Source organism: Streptomyces sp. NPDC101194 (genome assembly GCF_044767885.1).
Taxonomy (GTDB): domain Bacteria; phylum Actinomycetota; class Actinomycetes; order Streptomycetales; family Streptomycetaceae; genus Streptomyces.
This window is the reverse complement of record NZ_JBIWOS010000004.1, coordinates 398963-421226: the sequence shown is the minus strand read 5'-3', so window position 1 is coordinate 421226 and position 22264 is coordinate 398963. Positions and strand designations below refer to the sequence as shown.

The 22264-nt window shown below is 72.5% G+C and carries 17 protein-coding genes; 10 read left to right on the top strand and 7 right to left on the bottom strand.

Translation table 11 applies throughout. The features are described from left to right. Positions 1-32 precede the first annotated feature (32 nt). Positions 33-1103 carry a PucR family transcriptional regulator gene (locus ACIRP2_RS18510; RefSeq protein ID WP_404251462.1) on the bottom strand — a complete coding sequence of 357 codons (1071 nt, stop codon included), beginning with the start codon at positions 1101-1103 and terminating at the stop codon, positions 33-35. A 300-nt stretch (positions 1104-1403) separates the two neighbouring features. Between ACIRP2_RS18510 and ACIRP2_RS18505 the strand changes: the two genes are divergently transcribed. From ACIRP2_RS18505 to ACIRP2_RS18490, 4 genes are all read left to right on the top strand, one after another. Then, a complete protein-coding gene (locus ACIRP2_RS18505; protein WP_404251460.1) occupies positions 1404-2132 on the top strand; it encodes a hypothetical protein in 729 nt (242 codons plus the stop codon). A gap of 96 nt (positions 2133-2228) precedes the next feature. Then, positions 2229-4388, top strand: coding sequence for a flotillin family protein (locus ACIRP2_RS18500; protein ID WP_404251458.1), 2160 nt, complete (start codon positions 2229-2231; stop codon positions 4386-4388). Between the two features lie 130 nt (positions 4389-4518). Continuing rightward, positions 4519-9510, top strand: a complete 4992-nt coding sequence (locus ACIRP2_RS18495) for a DNA repair ATPase (RefSeq protein ID WP_404251456.1) — start codon at positions 4519-4521, stop codon at positions 9508-9510. 30 nt (positions 9511-9540) lie between these two features. Beyond that, a complete protein-coding gene (locus ACIRP2_RS18490; RefSeq protein WP_404251454.1) occupies positions 9541-11532 on the top strand; it encodes an NAD-binding protein in 1992 nt (663 codons plus the stop codon). A 142-nt stretch (positions 11533-11674) separates the two neighbouring features. On the opposite strand, the gene ACIRP2_RS18485 is transcribed toward ACIRP2_RS18490, so the two are convergent. Further along, on the bottom strand, positions 11675-12253 hold the full coding sequence (locus tag ACIRP2_RS18485; RefSeq protein ID WP_404251452.1) for a TetR/AcrR family transcriptional regulator: 579 nt from the start codon (positions 12251-12253) through the stop codon (positions 11675-11677). Positions 12254-12326: 73 nt separating this feature from the next. Here ACIRP2_RS18485 and ACIRP2_RS18480 point away from each other — a divergent pair, with 73 nt between their 5' ends. Next, on the top strand, positions 12327-13472 hold the full coding sequence (locus ACIRP2_RS18480) for an alpha/beta hydrolase (protein ID WP_404251450.1): 1146 nt from the start codon (positions 12327-12329) through the stop codon (positions 13470-13472). Between the two features lie 7 nt (positions 13473-13479). Here ACIRP2_RS18480 and trpS read toward each other — a convergent pair whose 3' ends face one another. The 4 genes from trpS to ACIRP2_RS18460 all read right to left on the bottom strand — a co-directional run bounded on the left by trpS (position 13480) and on the right by ACIRP2_RS18460 (position 17156). After that, complete coding sequence (gene trpS, locus ACIRP2_RS18475; RefSeq protein ID WP_404251448.1) at positions 13480-14553, bottom strand: tryptophan--tRNA ligase; 1074 nt, start codon at positions 14551-14553, stop codon at positions 13480-13482. Between the two features lie 343 nt (positions 14554-14896). Next, on the bottom strand, positions 14897-15307 hold the full coding sequence (locus ACIRP2_RS18470) for a VOC family protein (RefSeq protein ID WP_404251446.1): 411 nt from the start codon (positions 15305-15307) through the stop codon (positions 14897-14899). 114 nt (positions 15308-15421) lie between these two features. Continuing rightward, positions 15422-16996, bottom strand: a complete 1575-nt coding sequence (locus ACIRP2_RS18465) for a hypothetical protein (protein ID WP_404251444.1) — start codon at positions 16994-16996, stop codon at positions 15422-15424. Positions 16997-17015: 19 nt separating this feature from the next. Then, complete coding sequence (locus ACIRP2_RS18460) at positions 17016-17156, bottom strand: DUF6126 family protein (protein ID WP_404251943.1); 141 nt, start codon at positions 17154-17156, stop codon at positions 17016-17018. Between the two features lie 170 nt (positions 17157-17326). Here ACIRP2_RS18460 and ACIRP2_RS18455 point away from each other — a divergent pair, with 170 nt between their 5' ends. The 3 genes from ACIRP2_RS18455 (at position 17327) to ACIRP2_RS18445 (ending at position 19649) form a co-directional block, all read left to right on the top strand. After that, positions 17327-18415, top strand: coding sequence for an LLM class flavin-dependent oxidoreductase (locus tag ACIRP2_RS18455; RefSeq protein ID WP_404251442.1), 1089 nt, complete (start codon positions 17327-17329; stop codon positions 18413-18415). A 23-nt stretch (positions 18416-18438) separates the two neighbouring features. After that, complete coding sequence (locus tag ACIRP2_RS18450; RefSeq protein WP_404251941.1) at positions 18439-19092, top strand: FMN reductase; 654 nt, start codon at positions 18439-18441, stop codon at positions 19090-19092. Between the two features lie 134 nt (positions 19093-19226). Beyond that, on the top strand, positions 19227-19649 hold the full coding sequence (locus tag ACIRP2_RS18445; RefSeq protein ID WP_365689484.1) for a universal stress protein: 423 nt from the start codon (positions 19227-19229) through the stop codon (positions 19647-19649). A gap of 79 nt (positions 19650-19728) precedes the next feature. On the opposite strand, the gene ACIRP2_RS18440 is transcribed toward ACIRP2_RS18445, so the two are convergent. Continuing rightward, positions 19729-20163, bottom strand: a complete 435-nt coding sequence (locus ACIRP2_RS18440) for a hypothetical protein (RefSeq protein WP_404251440.1) — start codon at positions 20161-20163, stop codon at positions 19729-19731. A 119-nt stretch (positions 20164-20282) separates the two neighbouring features. Between ACIRP2_RS18440 and ACIRP2_RS18435 the strand changes: the two genes are divergently transcribed. Both ACIRP2_RS18435 and ACIRP2_RS18430 read left to right on the top strand, forming a co-directional pair. Next, complete coding sequence (locus ACIRP2_RS18435) at positions 20283-21167, top strand: hypothetical protein (protein WP_404251438.1); 885 nt, start codon at positions 20283-20285, stop codon at positions 21165-21167. Positions 21168-21290: 123 nt separating this feature from the next. After that, positions 21291-22238 carry an NADP-dependent oxidoreductase gene (locus ACIRP2_RS18430; protein ID WP_404251436.1) on the top strand — a complete coding sequence of 316 codons (948 nt, stop codon included), beginning with the start codon at positions 21291-21293 and terminating at the stop codon, positions 22236-22238. Positions 22239-22264 lie beyond the last annotated feature (26 nt).

Sequence of the window (22264 nt, the reverse complement as noted above, 5' to 3'; positions counted from 1 at the left end):
GCACGGGGGCGGCGCGGTCGGTGCGGGGCGGGTCACAGATCCTTGGCCGGCCAGTCCAGCAGCCGGGCGCCGATGACCGCCGTCTGGAGCGTGTAGCGGTGCATCGGGTCGGAAGGGTCGGCACCGGTCAGCTGATGGATCCGCTCCAGCCGGTAGGTCAGCGCCCGCACGCTCAGCGACAGCCGGCGCGCCGTCTCGGCGGCCACACAGCCCGAGTCGAAGTAGACGGTGAGCGTGCTCAGCAGGGGTTCGGCGCCGCCGCGCGCCTGCCGGAGCGGGCCCAATTGACTGCGCACCAGATCGGCCATCGCCTGCCGGTCACGGGTCAGCACCGGATAGACCAGCAGGTCGGCCGCGTACAGCACCGGATCGTCCAGATCCACCCGCTCCGCGAGATCGAGCGCGTCGAGCGCCTCGTCGTAGGACTGGACCACGCCGCCGGGGCCCCGGTGCGGGCGTCCGACGGCGACCCGGCCGCCGTCCGTCGCCGCGTGCGCCTGCTTGGCGAAGTACCGCAGGACATCGGGCTGGCTGCCGGGAGCGATGCAGACCAGCCGCCCGTCCTTCGTCGTGATCAGGATCTTCCGGCCGCTGAACCGCGTGAGCAGCGCCGCCTCCACGGTGCGCGGCACGGAGTCCGTCTCGGTGTACGCCTCCGGGCCCGTCGCCACCGCGACCGCGTGGGCGCGCGAGAGACGCAGCCCGAACCGGGTGGCGCGCTCGGCGAGCCGGCCCAAGTCGCTGCGCCCGTACAGCAGATCGTCGATGAATTCGCGGCGGGCCGCCTCCTCGCGCCGCACGGTGAGCCGCTGGGCCCGCTCGAAGCCCTCGGCGAAGGCGTCGACCGCCTGCTCGACCGCGGCCAGCACGGAGACGGTGGACGCGTCATCGGCCGACGCGGCGCGCGGCCAGTCGGTGCGGGTCGCCGCGAGATGGAGGCCGACCAGGGCTCGCAGCTGGCATCCGGCCTCGGCGGCCTCCCGGCCCAGGAGACGGCGGGTGTCCAGCTCGTCCCGGGTCAGTCGGCGCCCGGTGGCGGCGACATCGGCCAGGATGCTGACGTAGTCCCCCAGATACTCGTCGGAAACCTCCGGCACCGCCACGCGTACTCCTCCCGTCCTGAACCGACCTCGACACCTACTTCAACGCACACCGGCCGTTGCCGGTGCCCGGCATTGAGAGCGTACAAAGATTGCCGGACTCCGGCAGTGCCATGCCATGGCCCTGAATGACACGATCAGGTCAGCACCAACCGGGGGAACACGGGGGAACACGGGGGAACACGGGGGAAGATCCGGATGCTGCGGCGCCGCTGTCCGCGGGCCGCAGCACCGGAATCGCCCCCGAAGTCACCACCGGAACCACCACCGAAACCGCCCCCGACGACAGGGAGGGGGTGGACGATGCGGGAGTTCCTGAGCGCGGCAACCGCCTTCCCGGCCGTCCTGTTCGCCGCCGCGCTGGTCGTGGTCGTCTTCTTCTGGCTCCTCGTGCTGGCCGGTGCGGCCGATCACCATTCCTTCGACGGGGACCTCGACACCGGCATGGCCGGGATCGGCGGAGTGCCGGTCACCGTCTCGGTGTCCGTGATGGTCGTCGTCGGCTGGTTCACGAGCCTGGCCGGTACGGTCCTGCTGCACCGCAGCGGTGTCACCGGCCTCACCCGCGCCGGGCTGGCCTGTGCCGTGCTCGCCGGCGCGCTGCTGACCGCCTGGGCCGTGATGCGCATGCTGGTGCACTGGGTGCGCCGGCGGTTCCCGGACGAACCCCCTCCGTCGCGGCAGGACTTCCTCGGCCGGGTCTGCACGATCCGTACCGGTTCCGTCAGTGCCGACTTCGGCCAGGCCGAGGTCGCCGCGGCCGACGGCTCCACCGCGATCGTCCAGGTCAGGCTGTTGCGTCCGGCCGACGGCCCAAAGACCGTGGACGGAGCGCACGACACGTGTGCCACGGACGGCGCGGTTCTCGTCTCGGGCAGTGCGGGGCTTCTCTACGCGTACGACGCCGAGGGCGAGTTCTTCTGGGTCTCGCCCTACGACAAGGCGCTGGACCCGGGACCGCCGAAACCACGCACGGGCCCGCGCCCGGACACCGGTCCCGGTGCGCGCCGGACGCCGCGTCGCGCCGGCTGACCGTCCCGCCCGTACCCGCCGTCGGCCGCGGCCGACGACCGCCCGTCAGGGCCCCTCTCTCCTCACCACCTTCCTCACCAGCCGTCAAGGACTGTCATGGATGCCATCACCCTGGGCTTCGGTGTGCTCGTAGCCGTTGTCCTGCTCATCGCCGTCGCCCTGCTTCTCGTCATCAGCCGGCTCTTCCGCAAGGTGGAACAGGGCAAGGCGCTGATCATCTCCAAGACCAAGAAGGTCGATGTCACCTTCACCGGGGCCGTCGTCCTGCCGGTGCTGCACAAGGCCGAGTACATGGACATCTCGGTGAAGACCATCGAGATCCGCCGCACCGGGCGCGAGGGCCTGATCTGCCAGGACAACATCCGCGCCGACATCCACATCAACTTCTTCGTGCGCGTCAACAAGACCGTCGAGGACGTCATCAAGGTCGCCCAGTCCATCGGAACGGAGCGGGCCAGCGACAAGGTGGCGATCCAGGAGTTCTTCGCCGCGAAGTTCGCCGAGGCGCTCAAGACCGTCGGCAAGCAGCTGGACTTCGTCGATCTGTACACCAAGCGCGAGGAGTTCCGGGACCGGATCATCCGGGTCATCGGCACGGACCTGAACGGCTACCACCTCGACGACGCGGCGATCGACTTCCTGGAGCAGACGCCCATGGCGCAGCTCGACGGAGCCAACATCCTCGACGCCCAGGGCATCCGCAAGATCACCGAGCTGACGGCGATCGAGCACGTGCGCACCAACGAGTACCAGCGCACCGAGCAGAAGGAGATCACCCGGCAGAACGTCGACGCCCGCGAGACCATCCTGGAGCTGGAGCGCCGGCAGGCCGAGGCCGAGATCAAGCAGCGCCGCGAGGTCGAGACGCTGCGGGCCCGCGAGGAGGCCGCGACCGCCAAGGTCCAGGAGGAGGAACGGCTCGGCGCCCAGGGCGCGTTCATCCGTACCGAGGAGCAGCTCGGCATCCAGCGCGAGAACCAGGCGCGGGAGATCGCCGTCGCGCAGAAGAACCGCGAGCGGGTCATCGCCGTGGAGAACGAGCGCATCGAGAAGGACCGGCTGATCGAGGTCATCGGGCGCGAGCGGCAGACCGAACTCGACCGGATCGCCGCGACGAAGGAGGTCGAGGCGGAGCGCCGCGAGGTCGCCGATGTGATCCGGGAGCGGATCGCCGTGGACCGCACGGTCGCCGAGCAGGAGGAGTCCATCAAGACCCTGCGGGCCGTCGAGGAGTCGGAGCGCACCCGCAAGTCGGTCATCATCGCCGCCGAGGCGGAGGCCCAGGAGAAGCTGGTCAAGGACATCAAGGCCGCGGAGGCGGCGGAGGCGGCGGCCGGCCACCTGGCGGCCGAGCAGCTGACGCTCGCCGAGGCCCGGCTGAAGACCGCGGACCTGGACGCCCAGGCGAAGCTGCGGCTGGCCGAGGGCATCCAGGCGGAGTCCGCGGCGCCCGGCCTCGCGGAGGTCCAGGTGCGCGACGCGGAGGCCGACGTCATCGAGAAGACGGGGCTCGCCGAGGCCGAGGCCGCGTCCGCCCGGCTCAAGGCCGAGGCGGAGGGGGCCAGGCTCAAGGCGCTGGCCACCGCGGAGGGCACCCAGGCCCAGGCCACCGCCGACGCGGCGATGATCGGCGAGAAGCTGAAGGCCGAGGCCGCGGGCCTCACCGAGAAGGCGGCCGCGATGGCGGCGCTGGACGACGCCTCGCGCGGCCACGAGGAGTACCGGCTGCGGCTCGCCGCGGAGAAGGAGATCCGGCTGGCCGGGCTCGATGTGCAGCGGCAGGTCGCCGAGGCGCAGGCGACGGTGCTGGCCACGGGGCTGGAGAACGCCGACATCGACATCGTCGGCGGGGAGTCGGTCTTCTTCGACCGCCTCGTCTCGTCCATCTCGATGGGCAAGAGCTTCGACGGGTTCGTGGAGAACTCGGACACGGCGAAGGCGCTCGCGGGTCCGTGGCTGAACGGCACCTCGTCGTTCACGGACGATCTGACCCGGGTGCTGAGCTCGGTGTCGACGGGGGACGTGCAGAACCTCACGGTGTCGGCCCTGCTGATGCGGATGATGCGGACGCCGGGCGCGGGGCTCGCGCCGGGACAGGCGCAGAAGCTGCTGACGACGGTCCAGGAACTGGGCCTGGCCGATGTGCCGGTGTCCGCGGTGACCGGGGCGGCGGGCGGCGCCGCGGTGAGCGGTCCGGCCGCCACGGCGGGTGGCTCGGACGTACCCGCCGCACGGAACGGGTCGCCGGTCGCGTAGCGGCATCCGGGGCCGGGCGGCAGGGCCCGGCCCCGGGCGACCCCGGGCCCGTCCGGTGACCGCTCCCGTCCCCAGCACCGGGCGGGCCCGCACCACCCGCACCACAGACCTCGTAGGAAAGGCCGTACGTATGGAAACCGACACCACGACCGCACCGCCCGCCGGCGGCCCCGTGGACGCGGGGACGTACGACGTGCTGCGCCGCCGGCTGGCCGACCGGGCCGCCGAACTCGCGAGCCGCGCCGAGGCGCTCAACGCGCGGCGCACCGAGGAGTTCGGCTCGACCGAGCTGCGGCTCACCGGCTCCGAGCGGATCCGTACCGAGCAGGCGTCCGTACCCCGCGACCTGGTGGCCGTCGGCGGTCGGCTGCTGTTCGGCTTCGAGCGGGGTCCGGGGGCGGCACAGCCGCCCGAGGTCGCGGACGTACTCGCGCTGTACGACCCGGAGCTGACCGCCCCGGACCGGGGCGGCCTGCTCGGCGACGAGGCCTTCGTACGCGAGTTCACCGCACTGCACCGCTACTACCGCGACGCCCGCCTGCTGCGGCTGCGCCGCGTGGACGGCAGGCTGCTCGCCGTCTTCCGCACCGGCGAGAGCGCCGACGGCATCCGCGTGCTGCGCTGGGCGCTCGCCCCGGACGGTTCGCCCGGCGCCTTCCTCGACGCGCGCGGCGACCGGGACCACGTCTTCCCGCCGTCGCACGACTTCACCTGGACCGTCGCGGGCCGCGAGTCCCACGTCCTGGGCCGCCACCCGCACATCGCCGTGGGCGGGGACGCGGACGGCACGGGCGCCGCCCTGTTCGTCGACACGCTCGGCGGCACCCTCACCGTCAAGACGGTCGACGACACCGACACCCCGGACGGCATCTACGAGGAGCCGGTCACCGAACCCCTCCAGTCCCTCGCCGACGCGGATGTCGAACATGCCACGATCGGACCGCTGGTCCTGCTCCGCGTCCGCCCGTACAACGAGGAGTCGTGGCGGTACCTGGTCTTCAACACGCTGCTCGGCACGGTCCTGCGCCTGGACGGCATCGGGCCCGCATGCCACCGGCTGCCGGAGGACCAGGGGATCATCTTCCCCGGCGGGTACTACCTCACCACCGGCACCGTGAAGACCTTCGACATCGCCGAACCGCTCACCGACCCGGTCTTCGAGGGCGCGGTCCGCTCCCCGAACGGTGAGGACGTCCTGTACGTCTTCCGCTCCCCCGACGACGGCCGCGGCCTGCTCCTGCCCTACAACCTGATCCGGCAGGAGGTCGCCACTCCGCTCCAGGGCCGCGGCCACGCCCTGCTCGACGACGGCACGCTGGTCCTGCTGCGCTCCACCGCCACGGGTGACGAACCGGCCCGGGTCCACCCGGTGCAGCGCTGGCTGACCCCCTACGTCTCCGACACCCACGCCGCCTCCCGTCCCGCCGGGTCCGGTCCGCTCGCCCGGGTCGGCAACGCCGATCTGGTGCGCGGCATCTCCGACTGCCTGGCGCTCGCGCACAGCGCCGCCGAGACGACCCCGACCGCCGCCGTGTACGCCCAGCTGGTCGCGGACTGCACCCGCGCCACCGACCGCTACCACTGGCTCACCGACCCCGACCTCGGCGCCCTCGCCGCCCCGCTGGCGGAGCTGCGGGACACCGCCCAGCAGGTCCTCGCCGAGTTCGAGACGGTGCGGGAGCTGACCCGGCAGGCCGCCGACGCCCTCACCGAGACGGCGGACCGGCTCACCGCGCTCGTCCGCCGCATCCGCGGCGAGGCCCCGCGCACGGCCGCCGACTGGGTGGCCCAGCTCACCGAACTGCGCAGGGCACACGGCCGTTTGGCCACCCTCGCCGAGATGCGGTACGCGGACACCGAGCGGATCACCGAGCTGACCACCGCCACGGCCGCCGACATCGACGCGGCCGGCCGGCGCGCCGTGGAGTTCCTCGGCCGGGACGACGCGTTCGCCGGCCACCACGAGGACATCGCCCGCCTGACCGCCGAGGCCGCCGCGCTCGCCACCGTCGTGGACGCCTCGGCGCTCGGCGACCGGCTGACGGAGATGACGGAGGGCCTGGGCACCGTCACCGACGTGGTCGCCGGGCTCGACATCGGTGACGCGACGGTCCGTACGTCGATCCTGGAACGGATCGCCGAGGTCCTCGGCGGGGTCAACCGGGCCCGCGCCGTCCTCGACGCGCGACGCCGCGAACTCCTCGACCACGAGGGCCGCGCCGAGTTCGCCGCCGAGTTCGCGCTGCTCGGGCAGGCCGTCACCGGGGCACTGGCCGCCGCGGACACCCCGGATGCCTGTGACGACCAACTGGCCCGACTGCTGCTGCAGTTGGAGAACCTGGAGTCGCGGTTCGCGGAGTTCGACGACTTCCTCGCCGAGCTGGCCGAGCGGCGCACGGAGGTGTACGAGGCATTCTCGGCGCGCAAGCAGACCCTGCAGGACGCCCGTGCCCGGCGGGCCGAGCGGCTGGCGGACTCGGCGGCACGGGTACTGGAGACGGTCTCCCGGCGGCTGGCCGCGCTGCCCGACCTGGACGCCGTCCACACGTACTTCGGCTCCGACCCGATGGTCGCGAAGATCCGCCGCACCGCGGACGAACTGCGCGAGCTCGGCGACCCGGTGCGTGCCGAGGAACTCGACGGACAGCTGCTGGCCGCCCGGCAGGAGGCCGGGCGGGCCCTGCGCGACCGCGGGGAGCTGTACGCGGACGGCGGCGCCACGATCCGGCTCGGCCGGCACCGGTTCGCGGTGAACACCCAGCCCTTCGACCTGACGCTCGTCCCGCACGGGGACCGGCTCGCGTTCGCGCTCACCGGCACGGACTACCGGGCGCCGGTCACCGACCCGGAGTTCGAGGCCACCCGCCCGTACTGGGACCAGACGCTGCCCTCGGAGTCGCGCCACGTCTACCGCGCCGAGCACCTGGCGGCCCGGCTCCTGGACGAGCACGGCGCCGACGCCCTCTCCGCCCTGGACGCCGCGGAACTCGCCTCCCTGGTGAGGGAGTCGGCCGCCGCCGCGTACGACGAGGGCCACCAGCGCGGTGTCCACGACGAGGATGCCGCCGCGATCCTCACCGCCCTGCTCGGGCTGCACGCCGGGGCCGGACTGCTGCGGCGTCCGCCCGCCGTACGAGCGGCGGCGCAGCTGTTCTGGGCGTACGGGACGGACGAGGCCCGGCGCACCTCGTGGACCCGGCGGGCCCTCTCGCTGGCCCGCGCCCGTGAGACGTTCGGCCTCGCCCCGGCCGTCCAGGCGCTCCAGGAGGAGTGGGCGGACGCCGTCCGGGCCGGGGACTTCGGGGGCTCCGGCGTCCGGGGCGCGGACTCCGGGGCCGTCGCCGCGTACCTCTTCGAGGAGCTGACGAGCGGACCGGCCGGCTTCGTCACGAGCGCCACCGTGCGCACGTTCCTGGACAAGTTCCGTCGTGCGACCGGCTCTTCGGCGTACGACGAGGATCTCGCCGCCCTCCACGACGACCTCCGTGCCCGGCGTCAGCTGGTCGAGGGCTGGCTCGTCCCGTACGCCGCCGCGAGCGGCAACGAGATCGACGCGGGCGATCTGGCGGAGGCCGTCGCCGTCGAGCTGTGCCCGGAGCCGGTGCTCGACCGGTACGAGTGCGAGGCGCCGCTCACCGCGACCGTGGACGGCCTGCTCGGCACCCATCCACGTATCGACCGGGGCCGGCTGACCGTCCGCATCGACGAACTCCTCGCCCGTACCGCCGAGTTCCGCACCGCCACCGTTCCCGGGTTCCGGGCCTACCAGCGCCGGCGCACCGCGCTCGTGGCCGCCGAACGCGCCCGGCTGCGGCTGGACGACCACCGGCCGCGCGTCATGTCGGCGTTCGTCCGCAACCGCCTCCTGGACGAGGTGTATCTGCCGCTGATCGGCGACAGCCTCGCCAAGCAGCTCGGCACCGCCGACGCCGACCGGCGCACCGACTCGCAGGGTCTGCTGCTGCTGGTGTCGCCGCCCGGCTACGGCAAGACGACGCTCATGGAGTACGTGGCCGACCGGCTCGGACTGGTCCTCGTCAAGATCAGCGGGCCGAACCTCGGCCACGACGTGACCTCCCTCGACCCGGCGCAGGCGCGCACCGCGACCGCCCGCCAGGAGATCGAGAAGATCAACTTCGCCCTGGAGACGGGCAACAACACGCTGCTCTACCTCGACGACATCCAGCACACCTCGCCCGAACTGCTCCAGAAGTTCATTCCGCTCTGCGACGCCACCCGCCGGATCGAGGGCGTGCGGGACGGTGAACCGCGCAGCTACGACCTGCGGGGCAAGAGGTTCGCGGTGTGCATGGCGGGCAATCCGTACACCGAGTCGGGAGCGCGGTTCCGGATCCCCGACATGCTCGCCAACCGGGCCGACGTGTGGAATCTCGGCGAGGTGCTGAGCGGCCGGGAGGACGTCTTCGCGCTGAGCTTCGTCGAGAACGCGCTGACCGCCAACCCGGTGCTGGCGCCGCTCGCCGGGCGTTCCCGCGAGGATCTCGCCCGCTTCCTGCGGCTCGCCTCCGGCACGGCGCCCGCGGTCGGCGCGGACCGGTTCGACCATCCGTACGCGCCCGCCGAGGTGGAGCGGATCGTCTCGGTCCTGCGCCATCTGCTGACCGCGCGGGACACGGTGCTGGCCGTCAACGCCGCGTACATCGCCTCGGCCGCGCGGACGGACGCGACGCGCACCGAACCGCCGTTCCGGCTGCAGGGCTCGTACCGCAACATGAACAAGATCGCCGAACGGATCGTGCCGGTGATGAACGACGCCGAACTCCTCGCCGTCGTCGACGACCACTACGCGGGCGAGGCCCAGACGCTGACCACCGGCGCCGAGTCCAACCTGCTGAAGCTCGCGGCGCTGCGCGGCCGGCTCACCGCCGAACAGTCCGCGCGCTGGTCGGCGATCACCGCCTCCTACGTCCGCACGCAGACGCTCGGCGGCCCGGACGGCGACCCCGTGACCCGGGCGGTCGCCGCGCTGGGGCTGCTCGCGGACCGGATCGCGGCGGTGGAGTCGGCGATCGTGCGGGCCACCGACCCCCGCCATCTGCTCGCGGGCCCGCCGCCCCGGCACGCGGCGCCACCCCCAGATCTTCCACAGGAAGATCACTGACGGGCCGGGTACGACGGAGAGGAGCAAGGCATGCTGGGTCACGTGCCCCCATTCCCCCAGCAACCCCAACGCTCCCCGTTCAGCGGACACATGGTCGTCTGCGGTGACGACGCACTGGCCCAGCGGCTCGCCGTGGAGCTGCGCTATGTGTACGGGGAGCGAGTCACCCTCGTCCTGCCGCCCCGACACGACGCACGCCGGCCCGAACTGCCGCTGACCGGGCGGGGCCGGGCGGCGGCGCTGTTCGGCCGGATGTCGCAGGCGATGAACCGCAACGGCGGGAACGGAGCCGCGGGTGGTCCCGGGGACGGCGACACCAACGCCGGGGTCGAGGCGGTACGCATCCTGGAGGCGCCGGAGCCCTCCGACGAGATCTTCGAGGAGGCGGGCGTCGAATCGGCCGCCGCGCTGGCCCTGGTCTACGACGACGACGAGCGCAACATCCGCGCCGCGCTGACCGCCCGTCGCCTCAACCCCCGGGTCCGGCTGGTCATCCGGCTCTACAACCGGAAGCTGGGCCAGCATCTGGAGACGCTGCTCGACCAGGCCGCCGCCGTCTCCGCTCCCGGCCTCGACCCGGCCGCGCTGGACGCCTCGACCACCGTCCTGTCCGACGCGGACACCGCCGCGCCCGCCCTCGCGGCGACCGCCCTCACCGGCTCCAGCAAGGTCATCCAGGCGGAGGGCCTGCTGCTGCGCGCCGCCGAACGCACCCCGCCCGGGGACGGCCGGATCGCCGACCCGGGCCTGTGCACCCTCGCGCTGCTCTCCTCCACCACCCATGACCCGGCGGGCACCGAGGGATCCGACAGCAGCGGCGACGAGGGTCCTCAACTCCTGCCCGACGAGAGCCAGGTGGCCGCGGCGACAGGCCGCGGCACGGTCGTGCTGGAAGCGGTCAGCCAGTCGGGCCCGGCCGGTCCGCCACCCCGGATGGGCGGCCGGGGCGCACCGCTCGGCCAGGTCTTCTCCCGGCGGCTGCGCTGGTCGGCACTGGGGGTCGGGCTGGCCGTCGTGGGCCTCGCCGTCGCCTCCTGGCTCACCACCGGCGACCATCCGGCGCACGCCGCGTATCTGACGCTGCTGGACCTGTTCGCGATGGGCGACCCGGCGATCGGCGATCCGACCGCCCGTCAGATCCTGCAACTCCTGTCCGGCGTGGCCGGTCTGATGCTGCTCCCGCTGCTCGTGGCGGCCGTGCTGGAGGCCTTCGGCTCACTCCGTACGGCGTCTTCGCTGCGCCGCCCCCCGCGCGGCCTCTCCGGCCATGTGGTGCTGCTCGGTCTCGGCAAGATCGGCACACGGGTCCTGGTCCGGCTGCGCGAGCTCGGCATTCCCGTGGTGTGCGTGGAGGACGACCCGGACGCGCGCGGCATCGCCGTGGCCAGGCGGCTGCACGTTCCGGTGGTGCTCGGCGATGTCACCCAGGAGGGCGTGCTGGAGGCGGCGAAGATCCAACGCGCCCGCGCGCTCCTCGCCCTGACCAGCGTCGACACCACCAACCTGGAGGCCGCGCTGTACGCCCGCTCGGTCAAGCCGGACCTGCGCGTCTCCCTGCGCCTGTTCGACGACGAGTTCGCCACGGCCGTCTACCGCACCCTGCGCACCGCCCACCCGCAGGCCCTCACCCGCTCCCGGTCCGTCTCCCACCTGGCCGCCCCGTCCTTCGCGGTCGCCATGATGGGGCGGCAGATCCTGGGCGCGATCCCGGTCGAGCGGAAGGTGATGCTGTTCGCCGCGGTCGAGGTCGCGGGGCACCCGCAGTTGGAGGGCCGCACGGTGGAGCAGGCGTTCCGGGCGGGCGCCTGGCGGGTGCTGGCCCTGGACGCCACCCCGCCCGAGGACCGCCGCCCGGATCTGGCCGTGCCCGCACCCGCCTCCACGGACCGCCCGTCGGGCCTGGTCTGGGACCTGCACCCGGGATACGTACTGCGCCCCCAGGACCGGGTGGTGATCGCCGCGACCCGTCGCGGTCTGGCCGAACTGCTGCGCCGACGGAGCACGATGGTCCCGAGGCCGTAGGCCGTGTCCGGCGCGGGCCGGTGGGCGCCGAAATCCGGACGCCCGGCACGCGGCCGACGGGGTCTCCCCTGCTCGAACGGAGCCGAGAGCTCGGGGAGGCTCGCCCGCCACCGGATCCTGGTCCGGCCCGCCCGGTCCACGGTCAGCGCCCTCCGCGCTCCGCCCCGTACACCGTGTCCAGGAGGCCGTTGACGAACCCGTCGAGGTCGTCGAGCCCGGCCGCCGCCAGCGTTGCGGGGCCGTCGCCCACCAGTTGGGGGAGTGCGGCGTGCAGGGCCAGCGTGACGGCGGCGGCGCGCTGCGGGGTCACGGACAGGCCCGCGCTGCGCTGGACGTGCTCGAAGTACACGAAATCGGCGGCCGCGAAAGCGTCGAGCGGCGCCGCCAGCCACGGGGTCCGTGTCGCCTCGCGCTGCAGCTCCAGGAGAGCGAGCACCCGCACACGGCCGGGCCCCTCGACGTGCTCCAGGAGCGTGCGCAGCAGGACGGCCAGGCCCGCCCGGTCCACGGGCGCGGGTCTGGGGATCGCCGCGTACAGCTCGATGATGCGCTCCGTACTCGCCCGCAACAGCGCTTCCCTGGTGGGGAAGTAGTTCTTGGTCGTGCCCAGTGGCACATCCGCTGCGGCGTCGACGGCCCGGTGCGTCAGGCCCCGGCTGCCGGCTTCCGCCAGTACGACGATGGCCGCATCGCCCAGGCGATCCCGTCTTTCCTGATTCACGTACCCAAAGTACCCCATCTGTGGTACCACAGATGGGGTACTCGGGATCGAGAGTCGAACGGGAGTGATTCGGGTGGCTGTGGGCTATCTGGTGACCGTGCTGTTGGCCGCGCTGATCGTGGTGTTCTGCCTGGTTCGCATCCGCGGGCCGAAACCGCTCTTCTACGTCAGTTACCGGCTCGGCCTGGTCTTCAACGAGATACCGTTCCTCGCCCTCTACGCGCTGGTGGCATCGACGGCACTGGCCTTCGCGGAGGGCGACATCGCCACGGCCGCCGACCGGGTGTCCGTCGGCCTGGCCGCGGCCTCGGCCGCCGGGCTCGTGGTGGTCGCCCGGCGCGGGATGCGGGCGGCGCCCGCGGTCAGGCTCGCTCTGGACGAGGCGCTCGGCGCCGGTACGGGTACGCGCCGCCGGCCGCCACTGGCGCGCATTCTGCTCAGGCCCATCTTCCGCCGCCGCGGTGACGTCAAACGGGTGGCCAACCTCAGCTACGGGGACGCGGGCCGCCGCAACCTCCTCGACGTCTACCACCACCGCTCGCGTCCCGAGGGTGGCTCCGTGCTGATCCACTTCCACGGCGGCCACTACGACCAGGGCCGCAAGAACACCCAGTCGCTGCCCCTGCTCTACCGGCTCGCGAGCCAGGGCTGGGTCTGCATCAGCGCCAACTACCGGCTGCGGCCCGCCTTTTCACACCCCGACCATGTGATCGACGCGAAGAAGGTCATCGCCTGGGCGCGCGAACACGCCGAGGAGTACGGCGCGAGCCCCGAGGCGGCCGTGTTCGTGTCGGGAAGTTCCGCGGGCGGGCACATGGCGGCGCTCGCCGCCCTCACCCCCGACGAACCCTCCTATCAGCCCGGGTTCGAGGAGGCGGACACCTCCGTGACCGCCGCCATCGCGCTGAACGGCTATCTCGGGGAGTACTTCGACGGGGATCCGGCGACCTCGCCGGTGAACCTCGTCCGGTCGGACGCGCCACCGTTCCTCATCGCGCACGGCGACCTGGACGAGCTGGTGGAGACCGAGAACCCCAAGGCCCTCGTCACCGCCCTGCGCTCCGTCTCCACCTCGCCGGTCGTGTACGTCGAACTCCCGGGCGGGCACCACGCCTTCGACCTCTTCCACTCCTTCCGTTTCGAGGCGCTCATCGACGGCATCGAGGAGTTCGCCGCGTGGGTGGTGTCGGGGGCGTCGCGACCCCACGACGCCACCTGAAAAAGCGCTACCGGAGCCCGCCGCCCATCACCCCCCGCACCTCCTCCAGCGTCGCCGCCGCGATCTCGTTGGCGCGCTCGTTCCCGACCCGGAGCACCGACCGTACGTACCCCATGTCCCGCGCGTACTCCGCCCGCCGGGCCCGGATCGGCGCCATCCGGCTGTTGACGGCCTCGGTCACGGCCCGCTTGAGGGCGGCCGCACCGCCCCCGCCGATCTCCTCGGCCACGGCGTGCGGCTCCCGGTCCAGACAGAGCGCCGCCAGCAGCACCAGCGAGGACACCCCGGGCCGGTTCTCGGGGTCGTACGTGATGTGCCGCTCGGCATCCGTCTTCGCGCCCCTGATCAGGCGGGCGGTCTCGTCCGCGTCGGCGCCCAGCGCGATGGAGTTGCCCCGGCTCTTGCTCATCTTCGTGCCGTCCGTGCCGAGGAGGAGCGGCGCGGCGGAGAGCAGCGCGTCAGGCTCCGGAAAGACCGCCCCGTACCGCTCGTTGAAGCGGCGGGCGACGGTCCGCGTGACTTCGAGGTGCGGCAGCTGGTCCTGCCCGACGGGGACGAGGTTGCCCTTGCAGAACAGGATGTCGGCCGCCTGGTGCACGGGATAGGTGAACATCAGCCCGCTGACGGTGGACTGCCTGGAGTGCGCGATCTCGTCCTTGACGGTGGGGTTGCGGTTCAGCTCGGCGACGGTTACGAGGCTGAGGAAGGGCAGCATCAGCTGGTTGAGCGCGGGCACGGCGCTGTGGTTGAAGATCGTCGAGCGTTCCGGGTCGATCCCGATGGCCAGGTAGTCCAGCAGCAGCCCCTCCGTGATCTCGGTGAGCCGTTCGGCCACGTCCCGGTCGGTCAGCACCTGGTAGTCGGCGATGATCACGAAGACGTCCACCCCGAGCTCCTGGAGCCGGACACGGTTGTGGAGGGTGCCGAAGTAGTGCCCGAGGTGGAGCGCTCCGGTGGGCCGGTCCCCGGTCATCACCCGGAACCGTCCGGGTTCCTGCTGGATCAGCCGCTCCAGCTCGGCACTGCGGCGCCGGGCGGGCGCGGTGGCGATGGGTGCGACGGTGGCGGTGGCTGTGTTCATGGGGCTCTCTCCTCGCGAATGCTGGTTGCGTGGAGGACGGCCCGCCGTGATCACCGGCTTCCGTACCCGTACGAGGGCAGAGAAAAGGGCCGTCCATGTCGAACGGCCCTGGTTCCGTGCAGATGAGGCGGCCGCTCCTAGGAGGAGCGCCACCAGTTCCGGCACAGTACGGAGGTCATGGTGCGAGCTTAACGGAGCCGGACTCCGCCCGCGCGACCTTCCGGGCCCATCCATGCATCCGGGGCCCGGGCCAGGAGCAGGTCGAAGACACGTCGGTCGCGCCCCGTCCACGGGCGAGCCCTGGACGCAGGAGCCGCAGGCACCTCGACCGGTCGCGGACCCGTCAGGAGTTGGACCAGCCGCGTCGGCAGAGCACGAGGCGGTATCCGTCCGGGTCCTCGACGGTGACGCCCCACTCGTTCCAGTACGGATTCGGCGACGCGACCCGCCTGCCACCGTGTTCCTCCAGGCGGTCCACCGTCTCCTTCGGCACCGGACCGTCGAAGTAGAGGACGAGCAGGTCCTCGTCGGTGGGGCGGGGTTCGACGGGGTGGTCACCGCCGTGGACGAGTTCGAGGTGCCAGGAGGCGTCCGGACGGCCCACCATCAGCAGGTCGTGCGTGCCGGGCTCCCGGCCCGCTTCGGCGCGGAACAGGACGTCCAGCCCGAGGCCGTCCACCCAGAACCTCTCGGCTGCGGCGAGGTCCCGGGACGGGCGGGCGATGCGGACATGGGTCTGACCGGTGAACGGCACGGCGGGGCCCCTCCCTGACGTCGGCACGCTCGGCTGCGCGCCGGGGACCGCAGCGTAGGCGTCCGGCCCCCTCGTCCGCATCGGCGAATGGTCCTGGCCCCAAGGGCCCGGTTCCTACGGCCGCGGGTCTGCCCCCTGCAACTGCCCCAGCACCTCGGCGAACGCCGCGCTCCACCCCTCTTCCGGGCCCCGGTTGTCCTCCGCCCGCGCCAGCAGCACGACCCTCGCGGGTACGCCGGCCGTCGCGTAGGCGGCGAGTTTGTGGTGGCCGTCCAGGACCGCGGCCACCAGGAAGCGCTCGGGGTACTCGGCCTCTACGTAGCTGTCCTCGACCCAGGCGAGGGCCAGCGCCGCGGGGCGGCGGCCTGCCGCGACGGCCGAGGCGTACCGGGTCACCGTGTCCGCGTCGAGCGCGTCCAGGGGCTGGGACGGGAGCAGCACGCCGTACGTCGGGGTCTCACCGGGTATGCGGTCGCGCAGCTGGAAGTGGTCGGTGCCCGGCCAGTCGTCGAGGGGGTCTGCGGTGTACGGCTCGGCGTCCGCGCGCAGCGCGCGGCGCCGGAACCACCACGACGTCCCCGGGTCGGTCACCCGCTCCAGGTCGAGGTCGAGCAGGTGGGCGCGGTAGTGGCCGGCCGGGAACTCCTCGATGAGAGGGACGGCCGCGTCGAGTGCACCGGCGCCCAGGTCGTCGACATCGGCCAGTGCGGTGCGCAGGCGGTCCGCACCCTGTCGGGCCACCGCGGGAGGCCAGCCGAGGAGGTGCATCGTCGTCTCGCAGGTGCCGCAGTCCGAACCGACGTGGTAGACCGGCTCCCCGTCGATCCGCAGGGACTTGCCCCAGCGGGGCCAGGAGGAACCCGGTACGGGCGGGTCGTAGTCGATCCGGATGCGGCCCCGGCCGTCCTCGACGGTGAAACGCGCCCGGCGCGGGGAGTCGGGCACGAGGGCATCGACCGACGGGGTGCGCCGCCCTCCCGACCGGTGCCCCGACCAGACGCGGTGCAGGAACGCGCCGTAGTCGCCGTTCGGGGGCGTCAGCGGCAGCAGCGGATCCCGGCCCGTCAGCGTGACCAGTGCGTGGTGCACATCGCCCGCCGGCCCCCGCCCCTGCGCCAGCTCTCTCAGGAGGTGGGGTATCGCCGCGGGATCGCCCATCAGTTCCAGGGCCACGACGAGAGCGGCATGCTCCAGTCCGGTCGCGCCGCGCAGACGTTCGGCGACCGGGACCGTCCACTCCCGTGCGCCGAGCCGCCCCAGCGCCATGGCCGCCCGCCCGCGCAGGTGCTCGTGGTCCAGCAGCCCGCCGAGGAACGGCGCGAAGCCGGGGTCGTGCGACAGGCCCAGGGCGTCCACGAGCGGGCCGACCGGGCCGAGGTCCGCCGACAGCCTGCGCAGCTCGGCGGCGGGGAGCCGCAACCGCCGCTGCACGGCCCTGTCGAGCAGGTCCGCCGCGTCGTCGCCCCGGCTCGTGCCCAGCAGGCGCAGGAGCGCCGGATCGGCCTGTTCACCGAGCGCCCCGAGCAGCCGGGAGAGGTGACTGCGCTCACCCTTCGGCGCCCGTCCGTAGCGCTCCTCGACGGCGGCAGCCAGGCCGTCCGGCGCCTCCTCGGCCAGTGCGAACAGGGCGCTCCAGATGTCGTCCGCCGCGAGCGCCGCCTCCAGGCGCGCCGGTGTGGCGCCGTCCATGTCCCCCACCCCGCTCACTTCACTTCTTGGCGTGCTCGCCCACGTAGAACAGGATCCAGACGAAGCCCGCGAAGAGATGCGTGGCGAAGACGTAGACGAAGACGCGCAGGGCCACGCCGCGCTCCTTCCACCGCTCGCTCTCGCCGCCGCTCCCGCTCACTGCCCTGCCTCCGTCGAAGGTGCGGCCCATGGCCGGTCCGCGCATCCCGTCCAGGGTACGCACCGCCCCGGCCCGGCTCACCGGGGCGGAATAGGTGACGGGGGTGTTCCGTTGTAGGGTGTGTTCACATAGTTCAACATTCAACCAACTTGTTTCTGGAGGCGGGCGCCATGGAGTTCGGGATCTTCACCGTCGGAGACGTGACCACGGACCCGACGACCGGCAGGACACCGAGCGAGCACGAGCGGATCAAGGCCACCGTCGCCATCGCTCAGAAGGCGGAGGAGGTCGGTCTGGACGTCTTCGCGACCGGCGAGCACCACAACCCGCCGTTCGTCCCGTCCTCGCCGACGACCACGCTCGGCTACCTCGCCGCCCGCACCGACCGGATCACCCTGTCCACGTCCACGACGCTGATCACCACCAACGACCCGGTGAAGATCGCCGAGGACTACGCGACGCTCCAGCACCTCGCGGACGGCCGCGTCGACCTGATGATGGGGCGCGGCAACACCGGGCCGGTCTACCCCTGGTTCGGCAAGGACATCCGCCAGGGCATCCCGCTCGCCATCGAGAACTACGCCCTGCTGCACAAGCTGTGGCGCGAGGACGTCGTGGACTGGGAGGGCAAGTTCCGCACGCCGCTGCAGTCCTTCACCGCGACCCCCCGACCGCTCGACGGTGTCCCGCCGTTCGTGTGGCACGGCTCGATCCGCTCCCCGGAGATCGCCGAGCAGGCCGCGTACTACGGCGACGGCTTCTTCCACAACAACATCTTCTGGCCCATCGAGCACACCAAGAAGATGGTGAACCTCTACCGGCAGCGGTACGCGCACTACGGGCACGGCACCGCCGAGCAGGCCATCGTCGGACTCGGCGGCCAGGTGTTCATGCGGAGGAACTCGCAGGACGCGGTACGGGAGTTCCGCCCGTACTTCGACAACGCGCCGGTCTACGGGCACGGTCCTTCCCTGGAGGACTTCTCCCGGCAGACCCCGCTGACCGTCGGCTCCCCGCAGGAGGTCATCGAGCGGACCCTGTCCTTCCGGGACGCCGTCGGTGACTACCAGCGCCAGCTGTTCCTGATGGACCACGCGGGACTGCCGCTGAAGACGGTCCTGGAGCAGCTCGACATCCTCGGCGAGGAGGTCGTCCCGGTGCTGCGCAAGGAGTTCGCCAACCTGCGGCCGGCCGGAGTCCCGGACTCCGCCCCTGTCCACCCGGCCGTCGCCGCCCGCACCACCACGAAGGAGAGCTGACCACCGTGTCCACCACGCCCGGCGTGTTCGCCACCGAACCCCTGAGGATCGTCGCCGTCTCGGCCGGACTCAGCCAGCCGTCCTCGACCCGGCTGCTGGCCGAGCGACTGGCCGGCGCCGCGCGCGAGCGCCTGCTGGCCGTGCAGGACCGCACGGTCGAGGTGCGGGTGATCGATCTGCGTGACCTGGCCGTCGACATCGCCCATCACCTGGTGACCGGATTCCCGCCGAGCACGCTGGACGAGGCGATCAAGGAGGTGACGGAGGCGGACGGACTGATCGCCGTCTCGCCCGTCTTCACCGCCTCCTACAGCGGACTGTTCAAGTCGTTCTTCGACCTGATCGACAACACGGCACTGACCGGCAAGCCCGTCGTCATCGCGGCGACGGGCGGCACCGCCCGCCACTCGCTGGTCCTGGAACACGCGATGCGTCCGCTCTTCGCCTACCTGCGGGCCACGGTCGTACCGACCTCCGTGTACGCGGCGTCGGAGGACTGGGGCTCGTCCGGCGACGAGTACACCGAGGGCCTGCCGTCCCGGATCCGGCGCGCGGGCGGCGAGCTCGCGGCCATGGTCGCGGGCGGCCGGGCGGCCTCCGGGGCGCCGAGGACCCTCGGGCTCGACGACGAGGTCGTGCCGTTCGAGCAGCAGCTCGCCGACCTCCGACTGGACTGACCGCCGGGCGGACCCCGGGGCCCCACCGCTCGAAGGTCCGCCCGATTTGACTAGAGTTGGAGTGAAAGATGCGTCGTGCGAGGTTTCTCGTACGACGCCTCTGCACACTGAGCCGAACCGAGCTGGAGGCAGGGATGGGCAGGATCGTGGTGGGCGTTGACGGCTCCGATTCGTCGGTCAAGGCGCTGCACTGGGCCGTGCGCCAGGCGGAGCTGACCGGTGACACCGTGGAGGCCGTCAACAGCTGGGAGTACCCCGCGACCAGCTGGGCGTCCATGATGCCGGGCATGCCGGAGGACTTCGACCCGCAGGCGGTCGCGACCGTGGCCCTCACCGAGACGCTGGAGGAGGCCCTGGGAGCCGAGGGCGCGGCCGCGGTCAGCAAGATCGTGGTGATCGGCAACCCGGCCCAGTCCCTGCTGGAGCGTGCCAAGGGCGCGAACCTGCTGGTCGTCGGGGCACGCGGCTACAGCGGCTTCAAGGCGACCCTGCTCGGCTCGGTCAGCCTCCATGTCACCCAGCACGCACCGTGCCCGGTGACGGTCGTGCGCGACTGAACACGGCCGCGTGCAGCTCAGGACATGAGGACGGGCCCGCGTCGAGCGCGGGCCCGTCCCCCTGTCCGATGCGCCGGGGCTACGCCCTCTGCCGCTTCGGGGCGCCCACGTCTTCCCGTGTGTAGAAGATGTAGAACGTCGTGATGAACATCCCGAGGCCGACCGACAGTCCCAGTGCCGAGGACCGCAGCACACTGGAATCGGTCAGTCCGACCAGCAGGCCGATCGCCGCGGCCGTCAGCGCGCCGTACGCCACCGCCCGGACCAGGGGCAGCATGGTGTGCTGGATGCGGCCCAGCCCGAAGCACAGGGCGGCGAGCACCACCGCGCCGATCAGTCCGTACCAGAACTGCCGGCCGCCGCTCGCGCCGTTGTTGCGGAGGATGAACGAGGCGTAGAGGCCGTACGCCGCGCCGAGCGTGGCGGGAATGGCCCAGGCGCGCGCGCTGTGCCGACGCGACCGTGCCCCGGACCGGGTCCGTCGGTGGGTCCGCATCGCTGCATGAGTGGCCATGGCGGAGAACTCCTTCCGTCGCCCCTTTTCCCTCCAGAGCACACCCGGCCGTGCCGCCCGGCAACTCGGATGGCGTACGGCCCGGGGCGTGCCGCTTCCGTACGGGATTCCCTGGAGGGGTGCGGACGTATCTCTCGACGGCTCTGGCGGTGGTGGTGCTGGTGCTGCTCGCCGTGCTCGTCCCGCTGAGCGCCCTCGCCGCCTGGGTGGATCTGGAGATCGACAACACGGACCGTTACGTCGCCGCGGTGGCCCCGCTCGCCTCCGACCCCCAGGTGCGGAACACCGTCGCCGACCTCATCACCGACGCGACGATGAAGCAGATCGAGGCGGGGCCGCTCCAGAACACCGTGCGTGACTTCCTCCACCAGGCGGTCATGTCCTTCACCACCACCGACGCCTTCCAGAACGCGTGGAACGCCGCCAACCGCACCGCCCACCAGGCCGTCACCGCAGCGCTGAACGGGAACACCGGCGAGGCCGTGACCATCGATCTGGGCCCCGTGACCGAGCAGGTCAAACGGAACCTGGAGGAGAACGGGGTGCCGTTCGCCGACCGGATTCCGGTTCAGCACACCGACATCACGCTCATCTCCGCCGACCGCGCCGACCAACTGCGCCAGAGCTTCCGGTTGCTGCGGGCCGGCAGCGTCTGGCCCGCCGTGGGCACGGTCGTTCTCGCCGCCCTGGCCGTGGTGGTGGCCTGGCTGCGCGGCGGACCGGGGCGCGGGCGCTCCGGGCTCGCCGCGCTCTCGGCCACGGTGGTGACCGGGCTCGGCTTCGCGCTCGGGGCGCTCGTCCTGCGCGCGGTGGTCGCGATCGCCCGCGCCCGGGTGCTCGCCGAGGTGCCGGACAGCGAGACGGGCGGTGCGGCGGCGGTGTACGACGCGCTGACGAGCTCACTGCGCACGACCGCGTGGATCGTGTTCGGCACGGGGCTGGCGGTCGCGCTGGGCGCGCTGCTCGGGCGGTTGTGGGCGGTACGGCGGCGCACGGGCCCGTGACGGCACGGGCCGGGGCGGCACGGGCCGTACGGGCGGGCCGGGGTTCGACGTGCGGTGGGGGACCGGCCGGGGAAGAGTGGTTCTCGTGACCGCCGGACCGAGGACGACTGAGAGGTCTTCCGTATGCGAGCGATAGCCGTCGGCGCGTTCCAGGCCGACCCCGAACTGGTCGAGATGCCCAAGCCCGAGCCGGAAGCCGGTGAGGTGCGGGTCCGGATCGAGTACGCCGCACTCAACCCGTGCGACTGGCAGGCCGCCCGCGGCTCCCTGGACGACGAACTCGCCCCGCAGGCGTTCCCGCTGGTGGTCGGCGTGGACTTCGCGGGCCGGGTCGACATGATCGGCAGCGGCGGCAACCGGTTCCGGGTCGGTGACCAGGTCTTCGGCCGGGTCCCCGGGTCGGCGGCCGGCACCGGTACGTACTGCGACTACGTGTCCGTGCCGCAGGACTCCGCCATCACCCTCGTCCCGCCCGGCCTCTCCCTGCGCACCGCCGCGGCGCTGCCGTCCGCCGGGATGGCGGCCGCCCAGATCCTGGAGATCGCGGTGCTCCGCGGCCACGAGAGCCTGCTGGTCATCGGGGCCGCGGGCGGCGTCGGCAGCTGTCTGACCCAGCTCGCGGCGGCCCGCGACGTACGTGTCATCGCGGCCGTGCGCGGCGACGAGCACAGGCGGATGGAGGCCCTGGGCGCCACCGCCACGATCGACACCACGGACCACCCCCTCGGAGCGGCGGTACGGGAAAGCTGCCCGGACGGCGTCGACGCTCTGGTCGACCTGGTCTCCACCACCCCGGACGACTTCGCCGCCCACGCCGCGCTCGTACGGGACCGCGGGATCGCCCTCAGCACCCGGGGCGTCGCCGCCGGCGCCGCTCTCCCCCCGGGCGTGACCGGCATCGACTTCCGGCTCGACCCCTCCCCGGTACTGCTGGACGTCCTGGCCGCGGGCGCCGCCGAGGGCGTACTGCGCGTGCCCATCGACATCGAGGTCCCGCTGGAGAAGGCCCCCCAGGCCCTCGACCGCAACCGGACGGGCGGCGCACGCGGCAAGACCGTCATCGCGCTCTGAAGCCCACGCCGCGCGCACGACCGAAG